The sequence below is a fragment of the Brevibacillus brevis genome (assembly GCF_900637055.1).
Lineage (GTDB): Bacteria > Bacillota > Bacilli > Brevibacillales > Brevibacillaceae > Brevibacillus > Brevibacillus brevis.
This window is the reverse complement of record NZ_LR134338.1, coordinates 526,855-546,503: the sequence shown is the minus strand read 5'-3', so window position 1 is coordinate 546,503 and position 19,649 is coordinate 526,855. Positions and strand designations below refer to the sequence as shown.

The 19,649-nt window shown below is 46.5% G+C and carries 4 protein-coding genes; all 4 read right to left on the bottom strand.

The annotated features are described in order from the left end of the window. Positions 1-36: 36 nt before the first annotated feature. Positions 37-6,408, bottom strand: coding sequence for a non-ribosomal peptide synthetase (locus EL268_RS03025; protein WP_164724427.1), 6,372 nt, complete (start codon positions 6,406-6,408; stop codon positions 37-39). A gap of 11 nt (positions 6,409-6,419) precedes the next feature. Continuing rightward, entirely contained in the window at positions 6,420-13,541 is a 7,122-nt protein-coding gene (locus EL268_RS03020; protein ID WP_106657102.1) for an amino acid adenylation domain-containing protein, read from the bottom strand. 781 nt (positions 13,542-14,322) lie between these two features. Further along, a complete protein-coding gene (locus tag EL268_RS32625; RefSeq protein WP_164724426.1) occupies positions 14,323-14,487 on the bottom strand; it encodes a hypothetical protein in 165 nt (54 codons plus the stop codon). Positions 14,488-14,557: 70 nt separating this feature from the next. Further along, the gene (locus tag EL268_RS03015; protein ID WP_106657100.1) at positions 14,558-19,525 is read right to left on the bottom strand and encodes an Ig-like domain-containing protein; all 4,968 of its coding nucleotides are present in this window, start codon (positions 19,523-19,525) and stop codon (positions 14,558-14,560) included. Positions 19,526-19,649 lie beyond the last annotated feature (124 nt).

Below are 19,649 nucleotides of genomic sequence, written 5' to 3'. Positions count from 1 at the left end.
GGCTTTCACCAGCATGCCCGACAAGCAATCAAGCCGTTAGCTGAACAGTTCATTGAAATCGTATTCTTCCGCCAATTTCAATTGAGATAAACGCTGCCTTGGATTTTCAGTCATTTGGCATAGGATGTGCTCGATTTGACTCATAAACGTATCCATGGCATTCCTGCTAAATACATCCGCATTATATTGTGCAGTAAATGTGAGCTGGTCATGATTCGTGGACAAAAATAACATCATATCCAATTGATCATCTTTTATAAAATGGCTGCCTTCATATGTTTTGACCATCGTTTCATCCAGGAAACGACTTAATGGACAATACCTGTAGATAATGCCGTTTGATTCAGTTAGATTGTTCGAGGCTTGTTGTCCAATAAAAACAACGGAATACAAATTCTTCTTCAGGCCCTTGGCGGCTAGTTGGTCCTCTACGACCAAATTGTACGGATACTCTTGATTCTCATACGCCCCATACGACGTTTCTCTCGTTCTCTTCAACATTTCCAAAACGGTTGGGTTGCCGGACAAATCTGTGCGCATGGCGACGGGATTGATAAGAGGACCAATAATTCCTTCGAGGTCCGCCTGGGTACGGCCAGATAAAGTAGATCCGACAGTAATGATCGTTTGGTCCGTGATGAGCGAAAGCCAAATGTTTATCGCCGTAAGCATGGTCGTATAAACGGTACCGCCTGCCATTCGAGTCAATTCAGAAAGCGACTGTGCTGTCTTTGATTCAATGGGAAGCGACGTTACATTTGAAATCTGGTTGTCGCGAGTGAATGGATGTGCCTCTCGCGGTATGAGCGGTGCATCGACATTTTGTTGCAGCTGTTTTAACCAATAGTCCCGCTGCCGATTCAATTCTCCATTTTGTAACCGGGCTTGCTGCCACAAGGTGTAATCAATATAATCCAGCGGTTTGGAAAACGGACGATGCCCCCCGCTACTTTCTTGTTGATACACGTCCGCCAAATCATTCATAAACACATCTAACGACCAGCCATCAAATCCAATATGATGAGTGCCCAAGAGGAAGAAGTGCTTCGTTGGTGCGACTCGATATAGCCTCATCCGAAAGAAAGACTCTCGGGAAAAATCAAATGGCTTGTACAAGTCAGATTCCAAATCCATTTTGATGCGTTGCTCGCCTTCCGTAACAGATAAGGAAGACAAGTCCACATACTCGTTGTCCGCCTTCAGGTCATCATGCACTTTTTGATACAATTGCCCTTCCTTTTCTATGATGGTCGTACGCATAATTCTGTGCCGTTCAAACATGAGACCCATAGATTTGTGCAGGACATGACTATCAACGGGGCCCTCAACTTCAAAGAGGTACACCCCTCCCACCGCTTCCTGGTCACTGAATTTTGCATGGAACCATTGTCTTCTTTGGCCGTGGGATACTTCAAATAATGACTGACCCGGCTGATCCTCTACTCGTGAAACTTCATGAATATGGGTGTTCGACTCGCTACCTTGCTTGATTTCAGCTATCCGGGCTGCTAGAGCTTCGATCGTCGTAAACTCAAATATGGTTCGCAAGGGGATGTCCATTCCCAGAACTGCTCTCATACGGGATATCACTTGGGTAGCCAATAAGGAATGCCCACCTATATCAAAGAAGGAGTCCTTGATACTAATCTGATTCAGCTGCAAGATATCGCACCAGATGGAGTAGATAAGCTCCTCAGGAATCGTACGCGGTTCAGCGATAGAGGAGTCGGATGGTTTCATCACGGGCATTTTCAGTGCGTTGCGATTAATTTTTCCGCTCGTTGTTTTCGGGATGCTGTCCAGCTTTGTGAAATAGGTCGGAATCATATAAGCAGGCAATTGTCCCTTCAGGAATGTACGCCATTCGTTTACATTCCCTTCGCCCACGATATACGCAGCCAGCTCTGTAGATCCCCTGTCGTTTTGAACGGAAATGACGGCTGCTTCACGAATGGACGGAAGTCTGCTCAATGTCGACTCAATCTCCCCTAGTTCAACCCGGATGCCTCTTATCTTGATTTGATTATCTTGTCTGCCAACAAATTTGATATTTCCGGAAGGCAAGTAATATCCTTTGTCTCCGGTTCGATACATTCTTTCCCCTGCTACAAATGGATTCTCTATGAAAGCTTCCTTGGTTTTTTCAGGATTGTATAAATAACCTCTTGCCAGTCCCAGACCACCGATATAAAGGTCGCCTATGACACCAATCGGAACCGGGTTCAAATTTTTGTCCAGAATGTATATTCTGTTGTTGTCAATCGGCTTTCCTACACTGACACAATCCTTTCCAAACGCGTCCTCGGGCGAGCAGGTATAAATGGTAGAGTCAATTGAGACCTCTGTTGCCCCCCACGTATTATGGAGCTTGGCGTTCAATTTCCGGTAGAACTTGCCTACTGTTTCCGGTAATAGCGCTTCTCCACTGGAGATGACATTTTTTAATGTCCCCAATTTTGCTGCATCATCAGGTGTAAGGGCATCGACAAACATGTTGAGGATGCTCGGCACAAATTGAATGCATGCCACTTGATACTGAATAGCCGCCTGAATAATTGCCTCTGGATCTCGATGCAACCACGGCTCCATCAGTGAAATCCGACCGCCTACAGACAATGGCCAGAAAAACTCAACAGCTGCATCATCGAATGTCAGTGTTGTTTTTTGCAGGACGGACTCCCCTTGCTCCAAGCCATGCTGGCGCTGCATCCATAGCATTCGATTAACCCATCCGACATGGAGGTTTTCAACCCCTTTTGGAATGCCCGTCGATCCTGATGTGTAATAAATCGAAACCAAATCCGTCGGTGTTACGGTTTGCTCCGGCAATCCCTCAGGCATGCTTGCTATCTTTTCCTTGTCTGCCTCTAGCTCTATGCATTGAACATGCGTCGCTTGCTCGAACAGATGCCTGAATTCCCGTTCTGTTATGCAAATATACGTTTTTGAGCTTTCCAGCAAATGAGCCATCCTTGCTTCCGGCAGCTCGGTATCTAAGGGAATAAATGCTCCGCCTGCCTTTACGATGCCGAGAATCGATATGACAAGTTCAAGGGAACGATTCATGCATAGCCCGACAGGTGTATTGGGTCGAACGCCCAGCGTAATCAAATAATGCGCCAGCTGGTTAGAACGCCTGTCCAGTTCCCGATAGGTTATCGTTTCACTGCCCATTTCGGCAGCGATTCGATCCGGGGTCTTTCTTGCCTGTTCGATGAACAAATCATGCAAGCATGTATTCTCGGGAACGGTTGCTTCTGTCCGATTCCAATCCCATACGATTTTGTGACGCTCATCCTTGGGTAACAATTCGAGCGATGCAATCGGAGCGTCCGGTGCATTCACCAGTTCTTGCAGCCAATTTTCGAAATGAACAGCCATTCTTCCCATGGTTGCTTGGTCAAATAAATCCGTGTTATAAATCATGTTCATGATCAGACCAGCTTCAGACTCACCCATGGATAACTCAATATCAAATTTTGATACATTATGACGAACTGGCATGATTTCCAACGCCCCGGCAGACGATTGATAAACATTCGATGACAATTCAGCCCACGTGAACATGGTCTGAAAAACCGGGGAGTAGCTGGTATTGCGTTCAAGCTGAAGCGTCTCTACGATTTTTTCAAAGGGAACATCTTGGTTTTCCTGTGCCAGAAGTGCTTTTTCTTTTACGCGAGCAAGCAGTTGTTTAAAGGTAGGACCGTCTTGAAAACTTGCCCGATATACGAGCGTGTTCACGAAGAATCCAATTAATCCCTCGATTTCTTTTCCATTTCGATTCGCTACAGGGCTCCCCACCAAAATATCCGACTGTCCGGTATATCTGGATAAAAAGCTTTGATAAGCTGCCAACATGGTCATAAATAAAGTCGCATTCTCTTGCCGGCTTACGGTTTTCAATTTCTCAAGCAACGTCGATGGCAGCATGGTCTTATACATACTTCCTGCATAACCTTGAATCGCAGGTCTAGGCCGATCAATCGGCAATTGCAAGACGGGAAGCTCTCCAGACAGTTCCGCTTTCCAATAATCTAGCTGTACACCTATCGCTTCGTCCGTCAGCCATTCACGCTGCCACACAGCGAAATCGGCATATTGAATCGGTAGGGCAGCAAGCTCCGCACGACTTCCACTCTGTGCCTCCTCATAGAAGGCCAGCCATTCTTTCAATAAAATTTCCTCAGACCATCCGTCCGTAATGATATGGTGCATGGTACACAGCAGAACGGACTCTTCTTCCCCTAATGCAATCCATTTTGGCTGAATCAAGGGGCCTCGATGCAAATCAAACCTTATGCTTGCTTCCTGCTCAATAAAGGCGTTGAGTTGCTCTTCTTGCGAGTCCTTGGTTCGTTCTCTCAGATCGATGACAGGCAAAGGTGTAAACTGATACGGTTGGACAGCTTGGAAAGGTTGACCATTTTCATTTGGAAAAACTGTACGCAATATTTCATGGCGCGAAAGCAGCGCATTCCATCCTTTTTCCAGCGCACTTGCATTCCACGGTCCAGTCAAACGCCAAATATGAGGAACGTTGTAAGCTGTACTATCCGGTTCCAATTGATGCAAAAACCATAGGCGCTGCTGTGCATGAGATAATGGGAACTTTTCTGTATGCGGCGCTTTCGGAATCGTTGGTATCCGCTCTCTTTTTCCATTCTGACTGAGCTCCATTATTCTTGTATGTAAACTCGCGATCGTCGGACATTCAAACAAGATTCGCAACGGTATAGACAGCTGGAAAGCGTCCTCCAGGCGGGATATGAGCTGTGTCGCAAGCAGAGAGTGACCGCCTAAATCAAAAAAGGAGGAGTGGATACTAATTCGTTCCACTTTTAAAGTCTCACTCCAAATGGACGCTATCCGACTCTCTGTCGCGGTACGTGGTGCGACAAATTCCTCCTCCATTATGACGGTTTCTGGCAATGGCAACGCCTTTCGGTCCACTTTTCCTTGCGTGGTAAGCGGAAATGCTTCCATTTTCACAAAATAGGACGGAACCATAAAAGGAGGCAATTGCGTACTCGCATACTTTTTCCACTGTTCGACATCTCCATCTCCAGCCATATAGGCGATGAGCCTTTTATCGTCAGCTCCATACTCCTGTGCAATGACGATGGCTTCCCTGACGTCTTCCGGCTGATTCAAGACGGTCTCAATCTCGCCCAGTTCGATACGGTACCCTCTTATTTTTACTTGGTTGTCTTTTCGACCAATAAATTCAAGTCCTCGATCAGGCAAATATTTCACCATGTCACCCGTCTTGTATAAAATGGCTTCCGGGTCTGGATCAAAGGGATGTTTAATAAATTTCTCTTGATTAATCTCGGGTCGATTCCAATATCCCAGAGCCAGTCCCTTGCCACCCACGTACATTTCCCCTACGAGACCAACAGGCACAAGCTTTTGCTTATCGTTTAAGATATACACTTCTGTGTCATTGATAGGGCGACCGATCGAAACGGAGTGTTGGATGGCGCTTCTATTGGTTACTGGATAAAAGGTGGCAAATGTCGTGGTTTCCGTAGGACCATAGCAATTGATCAATAACGTACCAGACAAGTTGTCTACTACCTTTTGAGCGTGCTTGGGGGACATAATATCCCCACCCACCAGCAATTGACGTAACCCTTTTACATCCTCCAGATGGAAATCAATCAGTTGGTGAAAGACTCCTGCTGTTAGCAATAACGTACTGACTCGATAATCACGCAATACCTGCCCCATCTCGCCAAGATCAAGCTCTTTGTATGGAAAAACAACGAGCTTCGCTCCATTTAACAAGCTGCCCCATACCTCGAAGGTGGATGCATCAAATGAAATCGACGCCATATGCAGCATGGTTTCTTCCGCCGTAAGCGATACATAGGATACATGTTTAACGAGCCGGATCACGCCGCGATGAGGAATGAGTACCCCTTTCGGATTTCCTGTCGAGCCGGAAGTATACATCAAATACGCAAGGCTTTCTGGAGTTGCATGCTGCTCCAAATTCGCATCTGATTCCATGCTGATCGCCAGTTGGTCACGCTCAGGGCATACGACCTTCAAGCCTTCTGGCAGCCGCGATACCAAGCTTTCTTGTGCGAGTACTATCGTAATACCTGCGTCTTGCAGCATATAATGGACTCGCTGCAGAGGGTAGGCAGGATCAAGCGGGACATAAGCCCCGCCAGCCTTTAAAATCGCTACCATACTGATGATCATTTCGAACGAACGATCCATATACAAGCCGACCTTGCTATCCGTCCCTACCCCACACTTTTTCAAATAATTTGCCAGCCTGTTGGCCCTGCTATTCAGCTCTTGATAAGTGAGTGAGGCATCCTTCCATAGCAAAGCAATGTTGTCAGGATGAAGCTCAACCTGCTCCTCAAAGAATGCAGTGATGGAATTGTTCATACAGGCCCCTCCTAATTGCTCTTCCATAGTTCCAGCAATTGCTTTTCTTCATCCTCGGTAATGAGCCGCAAGTTTTCTATGCTCTCGTCAGGATATGCCGTCACTTGTTCAAGCCAATTCACAAAATGCCCGATCATTCGTTGTATGGTGGCATACTCAAACAAATCCGCATTGTATCCAAACGAAATCCATACAGAGTGCTCATTCATCACTTCGATTGAAATAGACAAGTCAAATTTGGCAACTTTGATTGCAGTCGTCACAGGCTCAACTTTTCGATTCGGCCATTCCTTTACGTTTCGCAGATGAGTATTCATTGTAAAAATCGTTTGGAAAACAGGAGAGTAGCTTGTATTTCGTTCTGGTTGAAGGGCTTCTACTATTTTTTCGAACGGTACGTCCTGATTCTCTTGTCCACGCAATGCTTTTTCCTTGACTTGGGCGACCAATTGCCTGAAGCTCGGCCCTTCTTCTACATTCGCACGGTAAACAAGCGTGTTTACAAAGAACCCGATCAATCCTTCCATTTCTTTGCGATTGCGATTGGCGACCGGACTTCCGACCAAAATATCTGTTTGTCCGGTATAGCGGGAGAGGAAGCCTTGATAAGCGGCCAGCAAGGTCATGAACAGGGTTGTCCCTTCCTGTCTGCTGAATGCTTTTACTTTCGCTAATAAGGCAGGCTCCACTTGTATATGCTGCATGTCCCCTCTATAGCTTTGAATGACTGGCCGTGGATGATCGAATGGCAACTGCAACACGGGAAGGTCACCCGCCAGCTCATTTTTCCAATACACCAGCTGCTCGTTTACTGTCTCATCCGTTAACCAATCCCTCAGCCACACTGCATAATCCCCGTATTGAATAGCCAATGGCGGTAGATCGATTGGCGTGTCACTGACTGCTTCTTCATAGAAAGCCATCCACTCGTCCAGCAAAATATCCTCTGACCAACCATCGAAAACAATGTGATGAACGGTACACAAAAGAACATACTCCGACTCATTCTTTTTAATCAGCTCCGCTTCAATCAGCGGTCCTTGACTCAAGTCAAATACGCGCTCAGCATTCCGTTGAATATGATGAGTGACGTGCCTTTCCCCTTCTTCCATAGAGAGATGGCTGAGATCAATGACAGGCAACGCTAACGGTTGATAAGGCTTGACGAGCTGTACAGCGGTATCATTTTGTTTTGCGAATACCGTACGAAGCATTTCATGACGTTCAATCAATCGGTTGAAGCCTTTTTCCAATCCGCTAACGTCCCAAGCACCGCTTAAACGCCAGACATACGGAATGTTGTAGACGTTGCTTCCGGGCTCCAGTTGGTCAAAAAACCATAGCCGCTGCTGCCCAAAGGATAGCGGAATCGGTTTCGTCCTATCCACTTGATGCAATGCGGGCAATTGAGCCACTTTTCCGCCTAGACGCAATTCGGATATCCGCTTGGCCAGACTCTCGATGGTCGGACATTGGAAAATATCTCGCAGAGGGAGATGCTGACCGAACACTTCTCGTATGCGCGAGGCGACCTGCGTCGCTAATAGAGAATGGCCTCCCAAATCAAAGAACGAATCAGATACGCCAATTTGATCGATACGCAAAATATCGCTCCATATGAGTGCTAGTAATTCCTCTGTTGTGTTGCGAGGAGCTGTATAGTGATGGCTTACCGTATGGCTGTCAGGCAGCGGCAATGCTTTGCGATCCAATTTGCCACTTGATGTGAGCGGCATTTCCTCCACCTGTACAAAATACGAAGGAATCATGTAAGGTGGCAGCTGTTTTTGCAGAAGGAGCTTATACTCTTCGACCGATGTGGTACCACTGTAATAGGCGATTAACCGTTTATCTCCCGGCTCAAATTCATGGGCAATCACAGCGACTTCCCCAGCGCCTGGCTGCTTCCTCATGAGCGCTTCGATCTCACCCAATTCAATTCGATATCCGCGAATTTTCACTTGGTTGTCCATCCGGCCCATATACTCAATATTGCCGTCTGGCATCCACCGCGCATAATCCCCTGTCCTGTACATTTTTTCTTCCGATAAACGACCATATGGATTCGGGATAAAACGCTCTGCTGTCAGCTCGGGCTTTCCTACATACCCTCGCGCAAGCCCTACGCCCCCAATCACTAACTCTCCCATTACGCCAACGGGCTGCAAGTGACATTCTTTGTTGATGATATAAGCCTGCGTATTATCAATCGGTTTCCCAATGGGAATGACCGTACTGTCCGCGTGACAATCATAGTAGGTCACTTCAATGGTCGTTTCCGTCGGACCATACAGATTGTGGAGAGTCGTTTGATTCCGCTGCTGAATCAATCGATGAAAGCGTTGAACCTGTTCCGCAGTCAAAGCCTCCCCAGTCGTATACACACGCTGCAAGCTTTTGATTTCATCCGCACAATCGTTGCTTTCCAGATGGTCTAAAAAGATGCTGAGCATTGATGGAACAAAGTGAATATAGGTAATCTGGTGTTTGGCGACCGTTTTTACAATCAGCTCCGGGTCTTTTTCTGCATAAGGAGCGAGAAAACATAGCTTGCTGCCGGTGAAAAACCATAAAACTAATTCGGTTACCGAAACATCAAAGCAATAGGGAGTTTTTTGCATGATCGTGTCGTGTTCGCCCAGAGGATAGCGATGAACCATCCAGTTCATGCGATTGACGACAGAGCGATGTTCGACCATGACGCCTTTTGGTGCTCCCGTCGAGCCTGACGTATAGATGACGTAAGCCAAATTTGTCGAGTAAGCAACTGGTTCAAGATTGTCGCATTCTACTTCTTGCTCAGGCATATTCTCGCCAAAGTACAGAACCGGACCATTGAAATCGATCGATGTCCTGAATTTCTCTTGCATGACGACTACTTTCGTATCACTATCCTGAAGAATATAGGACAGTCTTTCTTTCGGTGCCATCGTGTCCATCGGCATATAAGCCCCACCAGCTTTTAAAATGCCAAGGATACCAATCATCATGTCAGGTGAACGTTCCGTCATTAACCCGACTAATGTATCCGGTTTCACTCCCAAGTTTCGCAATTTTCTTGCCAGGAAGTTGGCACGATGGTTGATTTGCCGATACGTCCACTGTTCGTTTTCAAATATGACCGCGATTTGCTCTGGTGTCTGTTCAGCTTGCTCCTCAAAAATTTGATGAATGGTTTTCTGATCCGCAAACGCAACAGAAGTGTCATTCCACTTCTGGAGTATTTGATTCTGCTCAGAGACGGTCAACATTGGCATAGAATGGAGCGTTTGGTCACTGTGGGTAAGAACACTTTTCAGCAATTCGATATAGTGCTCAATCATGCGGCGCATGGTAGATTCGTCATACAAATCCGTATTGTATTCCCAATCCAAGCTGATACTCCCGTATTCCTCCTTCGTTAATAGAGAATGGGAGAGCTCAGAGTGGTTCGTCACTACCACGTTAATATCAAATTTTGCCGATCCGTTGCTAATGCCTTCGGTGAGTTGAATATCCAAATCGGATACAGGTAAATGGGTAACTTTCGTGTCTTGGAAGCTAAACATGACCTGGAATACAGGGTTCCGGCTTTGATCGCGTTTCAGTTTTAACTCATCGACTACCTGATCGAATGGAATTTCTTGATTCTCATAGGCTTCCAATGCTGACATTTTGACTGCTTGCAAAGCATCCTGAAACGTCATCTGATCGGTAAACTGCGTCCGAATCACAATATTGTTCACAAACATCCCGATCAGGTCTTCGGTGTCTTTCCAGCGCCGATTCGCGATACCCGAACCTACAATAATATCTTCCTGATTCGAATACCGATGCAGCAATGTCTGAAAGGCAGCCATCATGACCATGAATAAGGTCGTGTTTGTTTTCATGCAGTAATCACGCAATTGAAGATACAACTCTTCCGGTATTAAATGGGTGAACATGTTCCCGTTAAATGTTTGATTGACCGGACGTGGCCTGTCGGTTGGCAGTTCCAGAATCCCGTTGGCTCCGTTCAACAAATTCTTCCAGTATGTTAACTGCTTATTCTCCTTGCCTCGTTTAAACATCTCGTTCTGCCATACGCAGTAATCTGCGAATTGAATCTGCAATTCCGCGAGTGGAGATGGTTTATTCTCCAGATACGCACTGTACAGCGTAAAAAGTTCTTTCAGGAATTTGCGGAACGACCATCCATCGTGAATCAGATGATGCTCAACAAACAGAATGACCGATTCCCTATCAGAGATCTTGTAAACCAGCCATCTAGCCAATGGCAGCTGCGAAATATCGATCGGCTTCTTGATCTCTGCTCGAATCAATCTCTGCACTTCACGTGCACGATCGCTCTCAGGTACATGAGAAACATCAATAACGGGCAATTTCACATCGAATGGTTCATAAATGACCTGATACGGCCGCCCATTTTTCTCAAGAAAAACGGTTCGAAATATTTCATGTCTACGTACAATCTCGGTAAAGCATTGATTCAAAATGGGGATATCTAGCATCCCTCGCACTTTCATGGTTGCCTGAAAGATGTAAGCCAAATTATTGGAGCTTAACTGTTCTAAAAACCACACTCTCTCCTGCGAATAAGAGAGCGGCAAATCTCTGTCTCGCGATGCCCTGCTTATGGCAGGAAACGCATCCATCGAGTATGTATCCTCTGCGGCATTGATGACTGGCACGATGCTTCGGATTGTCGGATATTGAAACAGGGTAGACAACGGGAGTTCTTTCTTGAAGACTGCACGGATTCTTGCTACAACCTGCGTCCCTAACAGCGAATGTCCTCCTAATTCAAAGAAATTATCCTCTACGCCAATCTCCTCATATCCAAACAAATCTTTCCAAATGTCCAAGAGCTGTATTTCCAGTTCTGTTTCCGGTTTTTTATATTCCGCTGAAATATGCGGTCGGCTATTCCCTGCCTCTGGCAGTGACTTTATATCAATTTTTCCGCTGGGCATAAGCGGGAAAACATCCATTTTCACAAAATACGCTGGAACCATATACTCTGGAAGCTGAGCCTTCAAATAATCACGCCATTCCGTTATGCTTCCAGTCCCTATCACATAGGCGATAAGCTTGTTATTTTCATAGGAATCCTTTTGGGCCACTATAATGGTTTGCTCAATAGATGGATGAGTGCTTAAAATGGTTTGAATCTCCTCAAGCTCAATCCGGTATCCTCTCACCTTGACTTGATTGTCATTGCGACCAAGATACTCCAGATTACCGTCGGCCGCATACCGAGCCACATCTCCAGTTCGATACAATCGCGAATCTGATTCTGGATGATAAGGATTGGTAATAAAGCGCTCTTCGGTTAATTCAGGACGGTTTAAATACCCTCTTGCTACACCTGCTCCACCAATATAGAGCTCGCCAGCCACTCCAACGGGTTGGATTTGTAAATGCTCATTGAATACGTACAATTGTGTCTGACAGTTTGGCTTTCCAATGGGGATCAAAGAGCGATGATCCTCAGGCATACATTTGTAGCTGGCAACCTCGACGGTAGTTTCCGTTGGACCATAGGTGTTATATAAGGTTGTCCCATAAGGAATCGTCAGTAGATGCGTAAATTTCTGGGCAACTTGAAGTGGAAGCACTTCCCCACCGGCAGTGACATATTTCAGAGAGGATAGGGAAGAAGACGTACGATCATTCTCGATATAATCCAAGACTACTTTTAACATGGATGGCACAAACTCAAGATGGGTAATGTTATACCTCTCCACTGCTTTTACTAGCAGGGCAGGGTCTTTCTCTTCGCCGTTAGGGAGGATGTACAAGCTCGCACCTTTCAACATCCACCAATAGAGCTCCCAGACAGACGCATCAAAAGAAATAGATGTTTTCTGCAAGATTCTGTCTGTATTCGTCAGTTCACTACGCTTCTCCAGTGTTTGAAGAAAATTCATAATGGAGCGATGTTCGATCATGACCCCTTTCGGATTGCCAGTCGAGCCCGAGGTATAGATTACATAGGCCAGATCGTTGCCATTCACTTGGTTATCAGGCTTTTCCATGCTTTCATTCGAGATTATTTCAGAATCATCAGATAAATTGACGGTTTTTATTCCGTCAGGTATTCTTGCGACAGATGCTTCACCCACGATGACGATTGGCAAATCTGCATCTTCTATCATATAGTGCAGTCTTTGAACAGGATAAGCAGGGTCCATCGGGACGTAAGCGCCTCCTGCTTTCAACACGCCCAAGATGCTCACGATCATTTCAATAGAGCGCTCCAGGCATATGCCAACGAGTGTCTCACTCGTAACACCTATCTTTCTAAGATGATGGGCCAACTGATTCGAGCGTATATCCAATTCCTTGTAGGTGACTTCCTCTTGCCGGAAAACGAGTGCGATGGCCTCAGGATGACGATTAGCTTGGCCATCAAAGGCAGCCAAAATGGTATCCGGAAGCCCAAAAGCCTCGTCATTCCTGCACCACTCGTCCAGCAATTCGCTTTCCTGACTTTTCGTGATCAATCGCAATTGATCGACAGGTGTTTCCCTATTCGTTACAACCTGTTCGATCCAGTTACAAAAGTTTTCAAGCATTCTTCGGATGGTATCTTGTGTAAACAACCTGGCATTATAGGTGAAAGATATGCGCAAAGCGTCTGCCTCTTCAACATCCACACGCAAATCTACAGTTGACTCGTCGTACTCGATAGAAAGCTTGTCCATCGTATCTACATTTCCGGCTTTTCTTACTCTCATTAAGGTATGAAAGAATGGCGTGGCTGCTGAATGACTTGCGAACATCTGTCCCTTCTCTGCTTTATCCTTGCCCTCGGTTAGTAGCTGTTTAAAATTCATAGCTCCATCAACAATGGCTCGATTTATCCAAAACGCAGAGTCTGTCACCGCACCAACCCGAATATCCTTTTGACCCGTATACCTGTAAAGATAACTGTGATAGGCAGCTAAGAGTACCGTAAACAGATCGGCCTTTTCTTGTATCCCCACCTGTATGGCTTGCTTGCTCACCGTATCTGAAAGATCAATCGTTTGAGTCTCGCCCACATATCCAGTATGGTGATGCCTGGAGATATCTACCGGAAGCTGTAGCAATGGAGCTTCTCCAGCTAATTCTGACAGCCAATGGTTCATTTGATCTTCCATGGACATGGTTATCCTCCCTTTTCGCGTTTGGTAATGATGAGAATCTCCAAAACGAGCGAAGGTCCTCACCTGTTCTGATTAATCAACACGACACCTCCCCTCCTCTCAGCAATGCCGCAAAGGAATCAATGAGTGGCTTCATCGCACAGCATATGAAATAATCAGGCCAGCGTCTGATAATCGGTCTTTGTCAGTGCTGACACGCTAGTGGAGTATGCAATTGGAAGAATACCAAGAATGACAGTTTGATGAATCGACAATTCTAGCCCACGACTGTAATCTCGCCGCAGGGTGACTCTTCTTTTTAGTTGAAATGGGAGTATAGATTTCATGTGGGAGTTGAATGAGTAGCGCTTTCATACACTAGTTGATTGGATTGCTATGATGGAAGATGGAGTGTAGAGTGAGGATGTTGTTATGTGTAATCAAACCAATGCAGGACATTGTACTTGATCATGAAATGGTTCTTTTGAATCAGAGTTGCTAAACTAGCTACTGACTCTATCAAAGGAGGGAAACTTGTTGAAATGCAAAGTAGTTGGTTAGGAAAGAATCGCAGAGAATTACCCATATCAAGTATGAATTGTAACCTTTTGCCATTTAAGGATATTATATCATGTCTGAATTTTATGTCAAATAAGATGATATTGAGTCGTCTTTGCTCAATCAGAAACTGTAATTGGAAAATTTTTACACATAAAAAAACAGAAGACATTTCTTCTCCCTTGTGCTAGGTTCGATTCACAGCTTACCTAACACCAAGAAAGGAAAAATGTCTCATACATTTCTAGGAAAAGTTATACACACCTACGCCCAACGACACGGCCAACAAAATACCAAAGTACCACTTCGTAAACCGAAGACTGAACCACGAGCCTTCCCACCATAAGATCCCAAATAGAATAGCCCCAATCAAGATGCTACTTGCAAAAGCAATGAGTGCATTTTCCATGTTTCTTCACCTTTTAAACAGAATGGAAAAGAGGCTGCCCTCCACAGCAGATCGAACAGCCCCTTTTCATTTACCAGACCGTAATCTTAATCGTAATCGTTTCGCCGCCGTATTCCACTGTAATGGTTGTTTTACCAGATTCCAGTGCGGTTACAACACCATTTTCTACAGTTGCGATCTCAGGATCTTCCACTGTCCATACGGCATCTTTGGTGACGATCTCCTCGTATCTTTTTTCATAGACCGCATACAGGACGATCTCTCCAGTCTTGTCTGCCTTCAAGCGCAGCGAAGAGCGCGATACTCGCAAATCTTTCACTTTCTTTTCCTCTACGACGAGCACACGATTGGTTACTTTTTTACCGCCATATTTCGCAGTAATGACAGCCTTCCCTTCAGCCAGCGCTGTCACTTTTCCCTCTTTTGTTACCTCGATGACCTCTTCGTCGCTTGAGGACCAAGTTGCTTCCTCTGTCACCTCTTCGGTGTTCTTGTCACTGAAGACGGCTGTCAGCGTTAGCTGCTTCTCCTCATCGATCTCCAGCACCAAATCCTTGAAGGAAGTCGTCAACGAACGAATGGTTTTCTTAGAAACCGTCACCGGAATCTCCAGCTCCTCGCCCATATAGCGAACGGTAACGATGTCTTCTCCCTCTTCTTTGCCTGCCGTAATGCGGCCCTGCTTGACGGTAACCAACCCGTTTTCCGTGTCGTATTCAACATTTTTGTCTCGCGTGATGTCTTTGCGTTTTTTGCCTTCTACCTTATAAAGGCGTAGGGTCGCGGTTCCTCTTGGCTTAATCCAGAAGGACGGCTCGTTTGTTTCCAACTGGAAGGTGGCTATTTCCTTAACGGTGATTTCCACCGAATCCGTTTTGTTCCCGTCCTCGGTCGTCACTGTGATCGTCGCCGTCCCAGGAGCTACTGCCTTGATCTTGCCTTCCTCATCTACCTCGACGATCTCAGAGTCGCTGCTCTCCCACTTGACTCGTTTGTTGGTGGCATTCGCTGGTTTTACAGTGGCACGAAGGCTTTCTGTTTCGCCAACACGCAGCGTTAACTCCTCATCCTCCAACTCAACTCCGGTGACCGGCTCTCTTGTTGGTGGATTCGGCACATTTGGCACATATAGCTCAATGGAATCATCCAGTTCGACGGTGTTTCCTGCCTGGTCGCGAAGCTGAATCAGAACTTTTTTCATCCCATTGCCATAAGGCAGGTTCCACGGTACTGTTCCCGTCACTTTTTCCCAGCTGCTCCACTTGCCTTGGTCATTGGAGATGCGCATCTCTACATCTCCCAAATTGTCCGTGGCAGTAACATGCAGTCTCACGCTGGTGGAATAGGTTAGACGATCATCATTGTTAATGACGAACGTTCCCGTTGGCGCTGTCTTATCCAAGGTAAACGTGATCTTGGTTTCGTTTCCGGAAGCATCTACGACCCGCAGCTCATGCTTGCCTTCACTGGTTACCTGGTCGCCACTTGCAAACGGAGCACTATTCAACGTCGCGGTTCCTTCGTTGAAGGTGATTGTCACGTCATCTTTGTAAATGCCTTTGTCCTCGACTCCTGTGACAACTGGCGCATCTGCATCCATCTCGATCGTATCGGAAACGGTTGTGACGTGCCCTGCCCTGTCCGTGATCTGCATCTCGACGGTCTTGGTTCCATCACCGGAGTTCAACTGCCATGCTTTGGTTGCAGTTGCTGCCTCCCAATCGCTCCAGTCGTTGTCACCATTTGCGAAGCGGATTTGTACATCGCTCGTACTGTCGTTCGCTGTGATGGCGAGCGTAACATGACGAGACTTGGTGGAGTTGTCTCCGTTATTGATCGTGATCGATCCAGTCGGCGCCACCACATCCAGCTCAATTGTATCGCTTAGCTTAGTGACGTTCCCCGCTTTGTCCCGCAGCTTGACATATACCGCTTTGGTTCCGTTTGTACTGCCATCCGCCAGCTTCCATGCTTTTGAGGCTGCGAACCGCTCCCAGGTTCCCGAATTGTCATCGGCGTTAGAGATCGCCATTTCGATGTCGTCTATATTTCCTGACGCAGTGAGTTGCAGCATAACGTCTTCTGTTTTCGCAAATTCGGCTCCGTTATCGATGCTGAGCGTTCCAACCGGTGGTGTTTTATCCAGCGCGAAACGAATTGTGGTGTTGTTTTTCGCTTCATCTGTCACGACCAGCTCATACGATCCTTCAGCGCTGACAACAGAACCGCTCGTAAACGGATTGCCGTTCAGCAATGCTGTTCCCTCGTTGAAGGTAATCGTTACGTCGCTCGCATAGACACCATCCTGGGCAACTCCTGTGACGACTGGTCCAGTGGAATCCAGCGTGATTTGCTTCTGGAGGGCCGTTTGGTTTCCAGCCGAATCTTTCAGCTCGAGATAGACCGTTTTGGTTCCATCAACACCGCTCAGCTCCCATGAAACGTCGCCTTTGGCGGGTGCTGTTTTCCAATCGCTCCACGTCAGGTTGTCATTGGACAAGCGCATTTCCACTCCATGGGCATCAGCCGACTCCACACTCAACGTAACCTTGCTCGTGTTGGTATACAACTGGCCTTGATTGATCTCGAAGGTACCCGTAGGGTTGGTCATATCGAGTGTGATCTCATCGGTAAAGCTGGCAATATTCCCTGCTTTGTCCTTTACTTCCATGTAAACCGACTTGGTTCCGTCCCCAGCGGACAAGGTCCACGCCTTTGTTGTGGTCAGCGCTTCCCAGGAAGTCCAATTGGCTGAATCACTCGTATCATGGGAAAAGCGCATCTGTAGATCATTACTGAAATCGGTAACGGCAATTTGTAATGTCGTTGCAAGTGTATTGGTATAATTGGCGTCACCATTGATCTTGAGACTGCCTGAAGGCTTCGTTTGATCGATCGAAAACGGAAGAGTCGTTGTATTGCCCGCTTCATCAGTGACAATCAGCGTATAAGCGCCATCCTCATTGACGATTTCTCCGTCAGCTATCGGCTTTCCGTTCAAGATCGCCTTCCCTTCGTTGAAGCTGATCGTAACACTCTGATTGTACAGCTTGTTGTTCTCTACCCCTGTGACAACAGGTGCAACTGTGTCGAGTGTAATCGATGCCTGTAAATCATGGGTGTTGCCAGCTTCGTCGATCAACTGTAGATAGACCGTTTTCTGTCCATCCCCATTTGTTAGCTTCCAAGCCTTGGTGGTCGCCACATCCTCTGGCGCACTCCAGCTACTCTTATCGTTGGACAGCTTCATTTTCACCTTGCTGGAAGCGTCCGTGGCATCGATTTGCAAGATGACATCCTCGTTATTCGTATGGGTGGCTCCGTTATTGATCGCAAGTGTTCCGGTAGGCTCGGTTTTATCCAGGGTAAAGGTTACCGTAGTCGTATTTCCCGCTGTATCCGTCACTATCAGCGTGTACTTGCCCTCCACACTTACCTTTGTGCCGCTGGCAAAAGGAGTACCATTCAATGTTGCTGTGCCATCGTCGAAGGCTGGGGTGACATCTGCCGTGTAGAAGCTGCCATTTGCAACCCCCGTCACAACAGGTGGTGTTTTGTCTAACACGATAGTATCGGATGTATAATACAAATTCCCTGCATTATCCCGGAACTTCGCGTAGACTGTTTTTTGTCCGTCTCCACTAGCCAAGCTCCATTCCAGCTTGTTGTTGGCTGGGACAGGAATCCAACTGCCTGTAAAGCTGTTATCATTCGACAACATCAGTTCTACCGGGCCGCTCGCATCACTACCCTGAATGGTAAGCTCTACCTTTTCCGATGAAGTGGCTACGTTCCCGTTATTGATCTCGATGGTCCCTGCCGGCGGTGTCGTATCCAGCACAATGCTATCCTGCGCTTGCAAGACCGTTCCTGTTCCGTCACGCAGCTCCATGAAGACCGTTTTGGTCCCTTCGTCTGTCGTAAGGGTCCACGGTACAGGTGTCGCAAACGACTTCCATTCGCTCCAAGGACCGCCTTGCACGTTCGTCAAACGGTACTCGGGCTTGGCAGCGTCTGGGTCATCATGGGTCATGGTGAGCGTCACATTGGAGGAATTCGTAACGGCAGCACCGCCATTAATCGTAACCGTCGCTGACGTAGGCGGTTCATTTACATCCGTGACCTGAATGGTCATCACCTTGGTGAATATATTGCCAGCCGAGTCTGTTGCAGTGATCGGTACAGCGTAAGTCGACTTCGTTTCAAAATCAAATTTCTCTGTCGCCTTCAGTTGATCTCCCTCAACAGTAAATGGAACCGTAGGGTTTTGAATACTGAAAGTAACAGTGTCTCCTTGATCAGGATCTGTTGCCAAAAGCGTACCAACTACCGCTCCTATTGGATTGTTTTCGGGAATCGAATTGGATGATAAGAGGATATCGGTTGGTGGAGTGTTGGGAGCATAAGTGATTTCTAGCTGAGAAGCATAGCTAAGATTTCTTTTGTCGTAGAAAATGATTTGAGGCTGATACAAAACAGGAGCAGGTGGTGCTGTTTGTCTTCCTCTTAAAACAAAGGTAGCTTTTTTGTCTACAATATTGGTCTTGATAAAGCTGGTTACATCAAACGATTTCCACCCTGTGAAATTAGCAGGAATAAACTCATTTGTTATGATTCTTTCATGATACGAAGGCAGCACAGTTGTAAAATCATCATTCCAGTTGTCATCAAACGAGCCCCATAGATCAATGAAAGGCATATCTCCGCCTGTTGCTTCTGCCTTATGCACATAAATTTTCAGGGCAGCAGACTCAATTTTCCTCTCACTTTTCACCCCGCTCAGGTCAAAACGCAGGGCAGCATTCGCAGCCCCATAATCCTCAGCATCGTCTCGCGCATACCCGACGATCAGCGCATTCGGAACACCCTGATAATTCAGACCCTCAGGATAGGCACCAGACGCATCCACGAACTTGTCTGCCTCTACTCTAATCACATCTGGAAGATCAGCTGCATTCACTTTTTCTTGAAGAAACGCAGGTTGGACGATTGCGAACAGCAAAGTAAATACCAACAAACGAGCGATTATTCTTTGCATGAATAATGTTGTCCTCCTTTCTTCTTCATTTCAACTCCCCCTACTGTCGACACAGTCCCCCAGCAAAACATCTAGGTGAAACAAAAATATGGTAACAACAGTCTTTTGCAAAAAATACTAACTA

Excerpts from the sequence above, each read along its gene's own strand:
- EL268_RS03025 (WP_164724427.1), bottom strand. The coding sequence starts at position 6,408 with ATGAACAATTCCATCACTGCATTCTTTGAGGAGCAGGTTGAGCTTCAT.
- EL268_RS03020 (WP_106657102.1), bottom strand. The coding sequence starts at position 13,541 with ATGTCCATGGAAGATCAAATGAACCATTGGCTGTCAGAATTAGCTGGA.
- EL268_RS32625 (WP_164724426.1), bottom strand. The coding sequence starts at position 14,487 with ATGGAAAATGCACTCATTGCTTTTGCAAGTAGCATCTTGATTGGGGCT.
- EL268_RS03015 (WP_106657100.1), bottom strand. The coding sequence starts at position 19,525 with ATGCAAAGAATAATCGCTCGTTTGTTGGTATTTACTTTGCTGTTCGCA.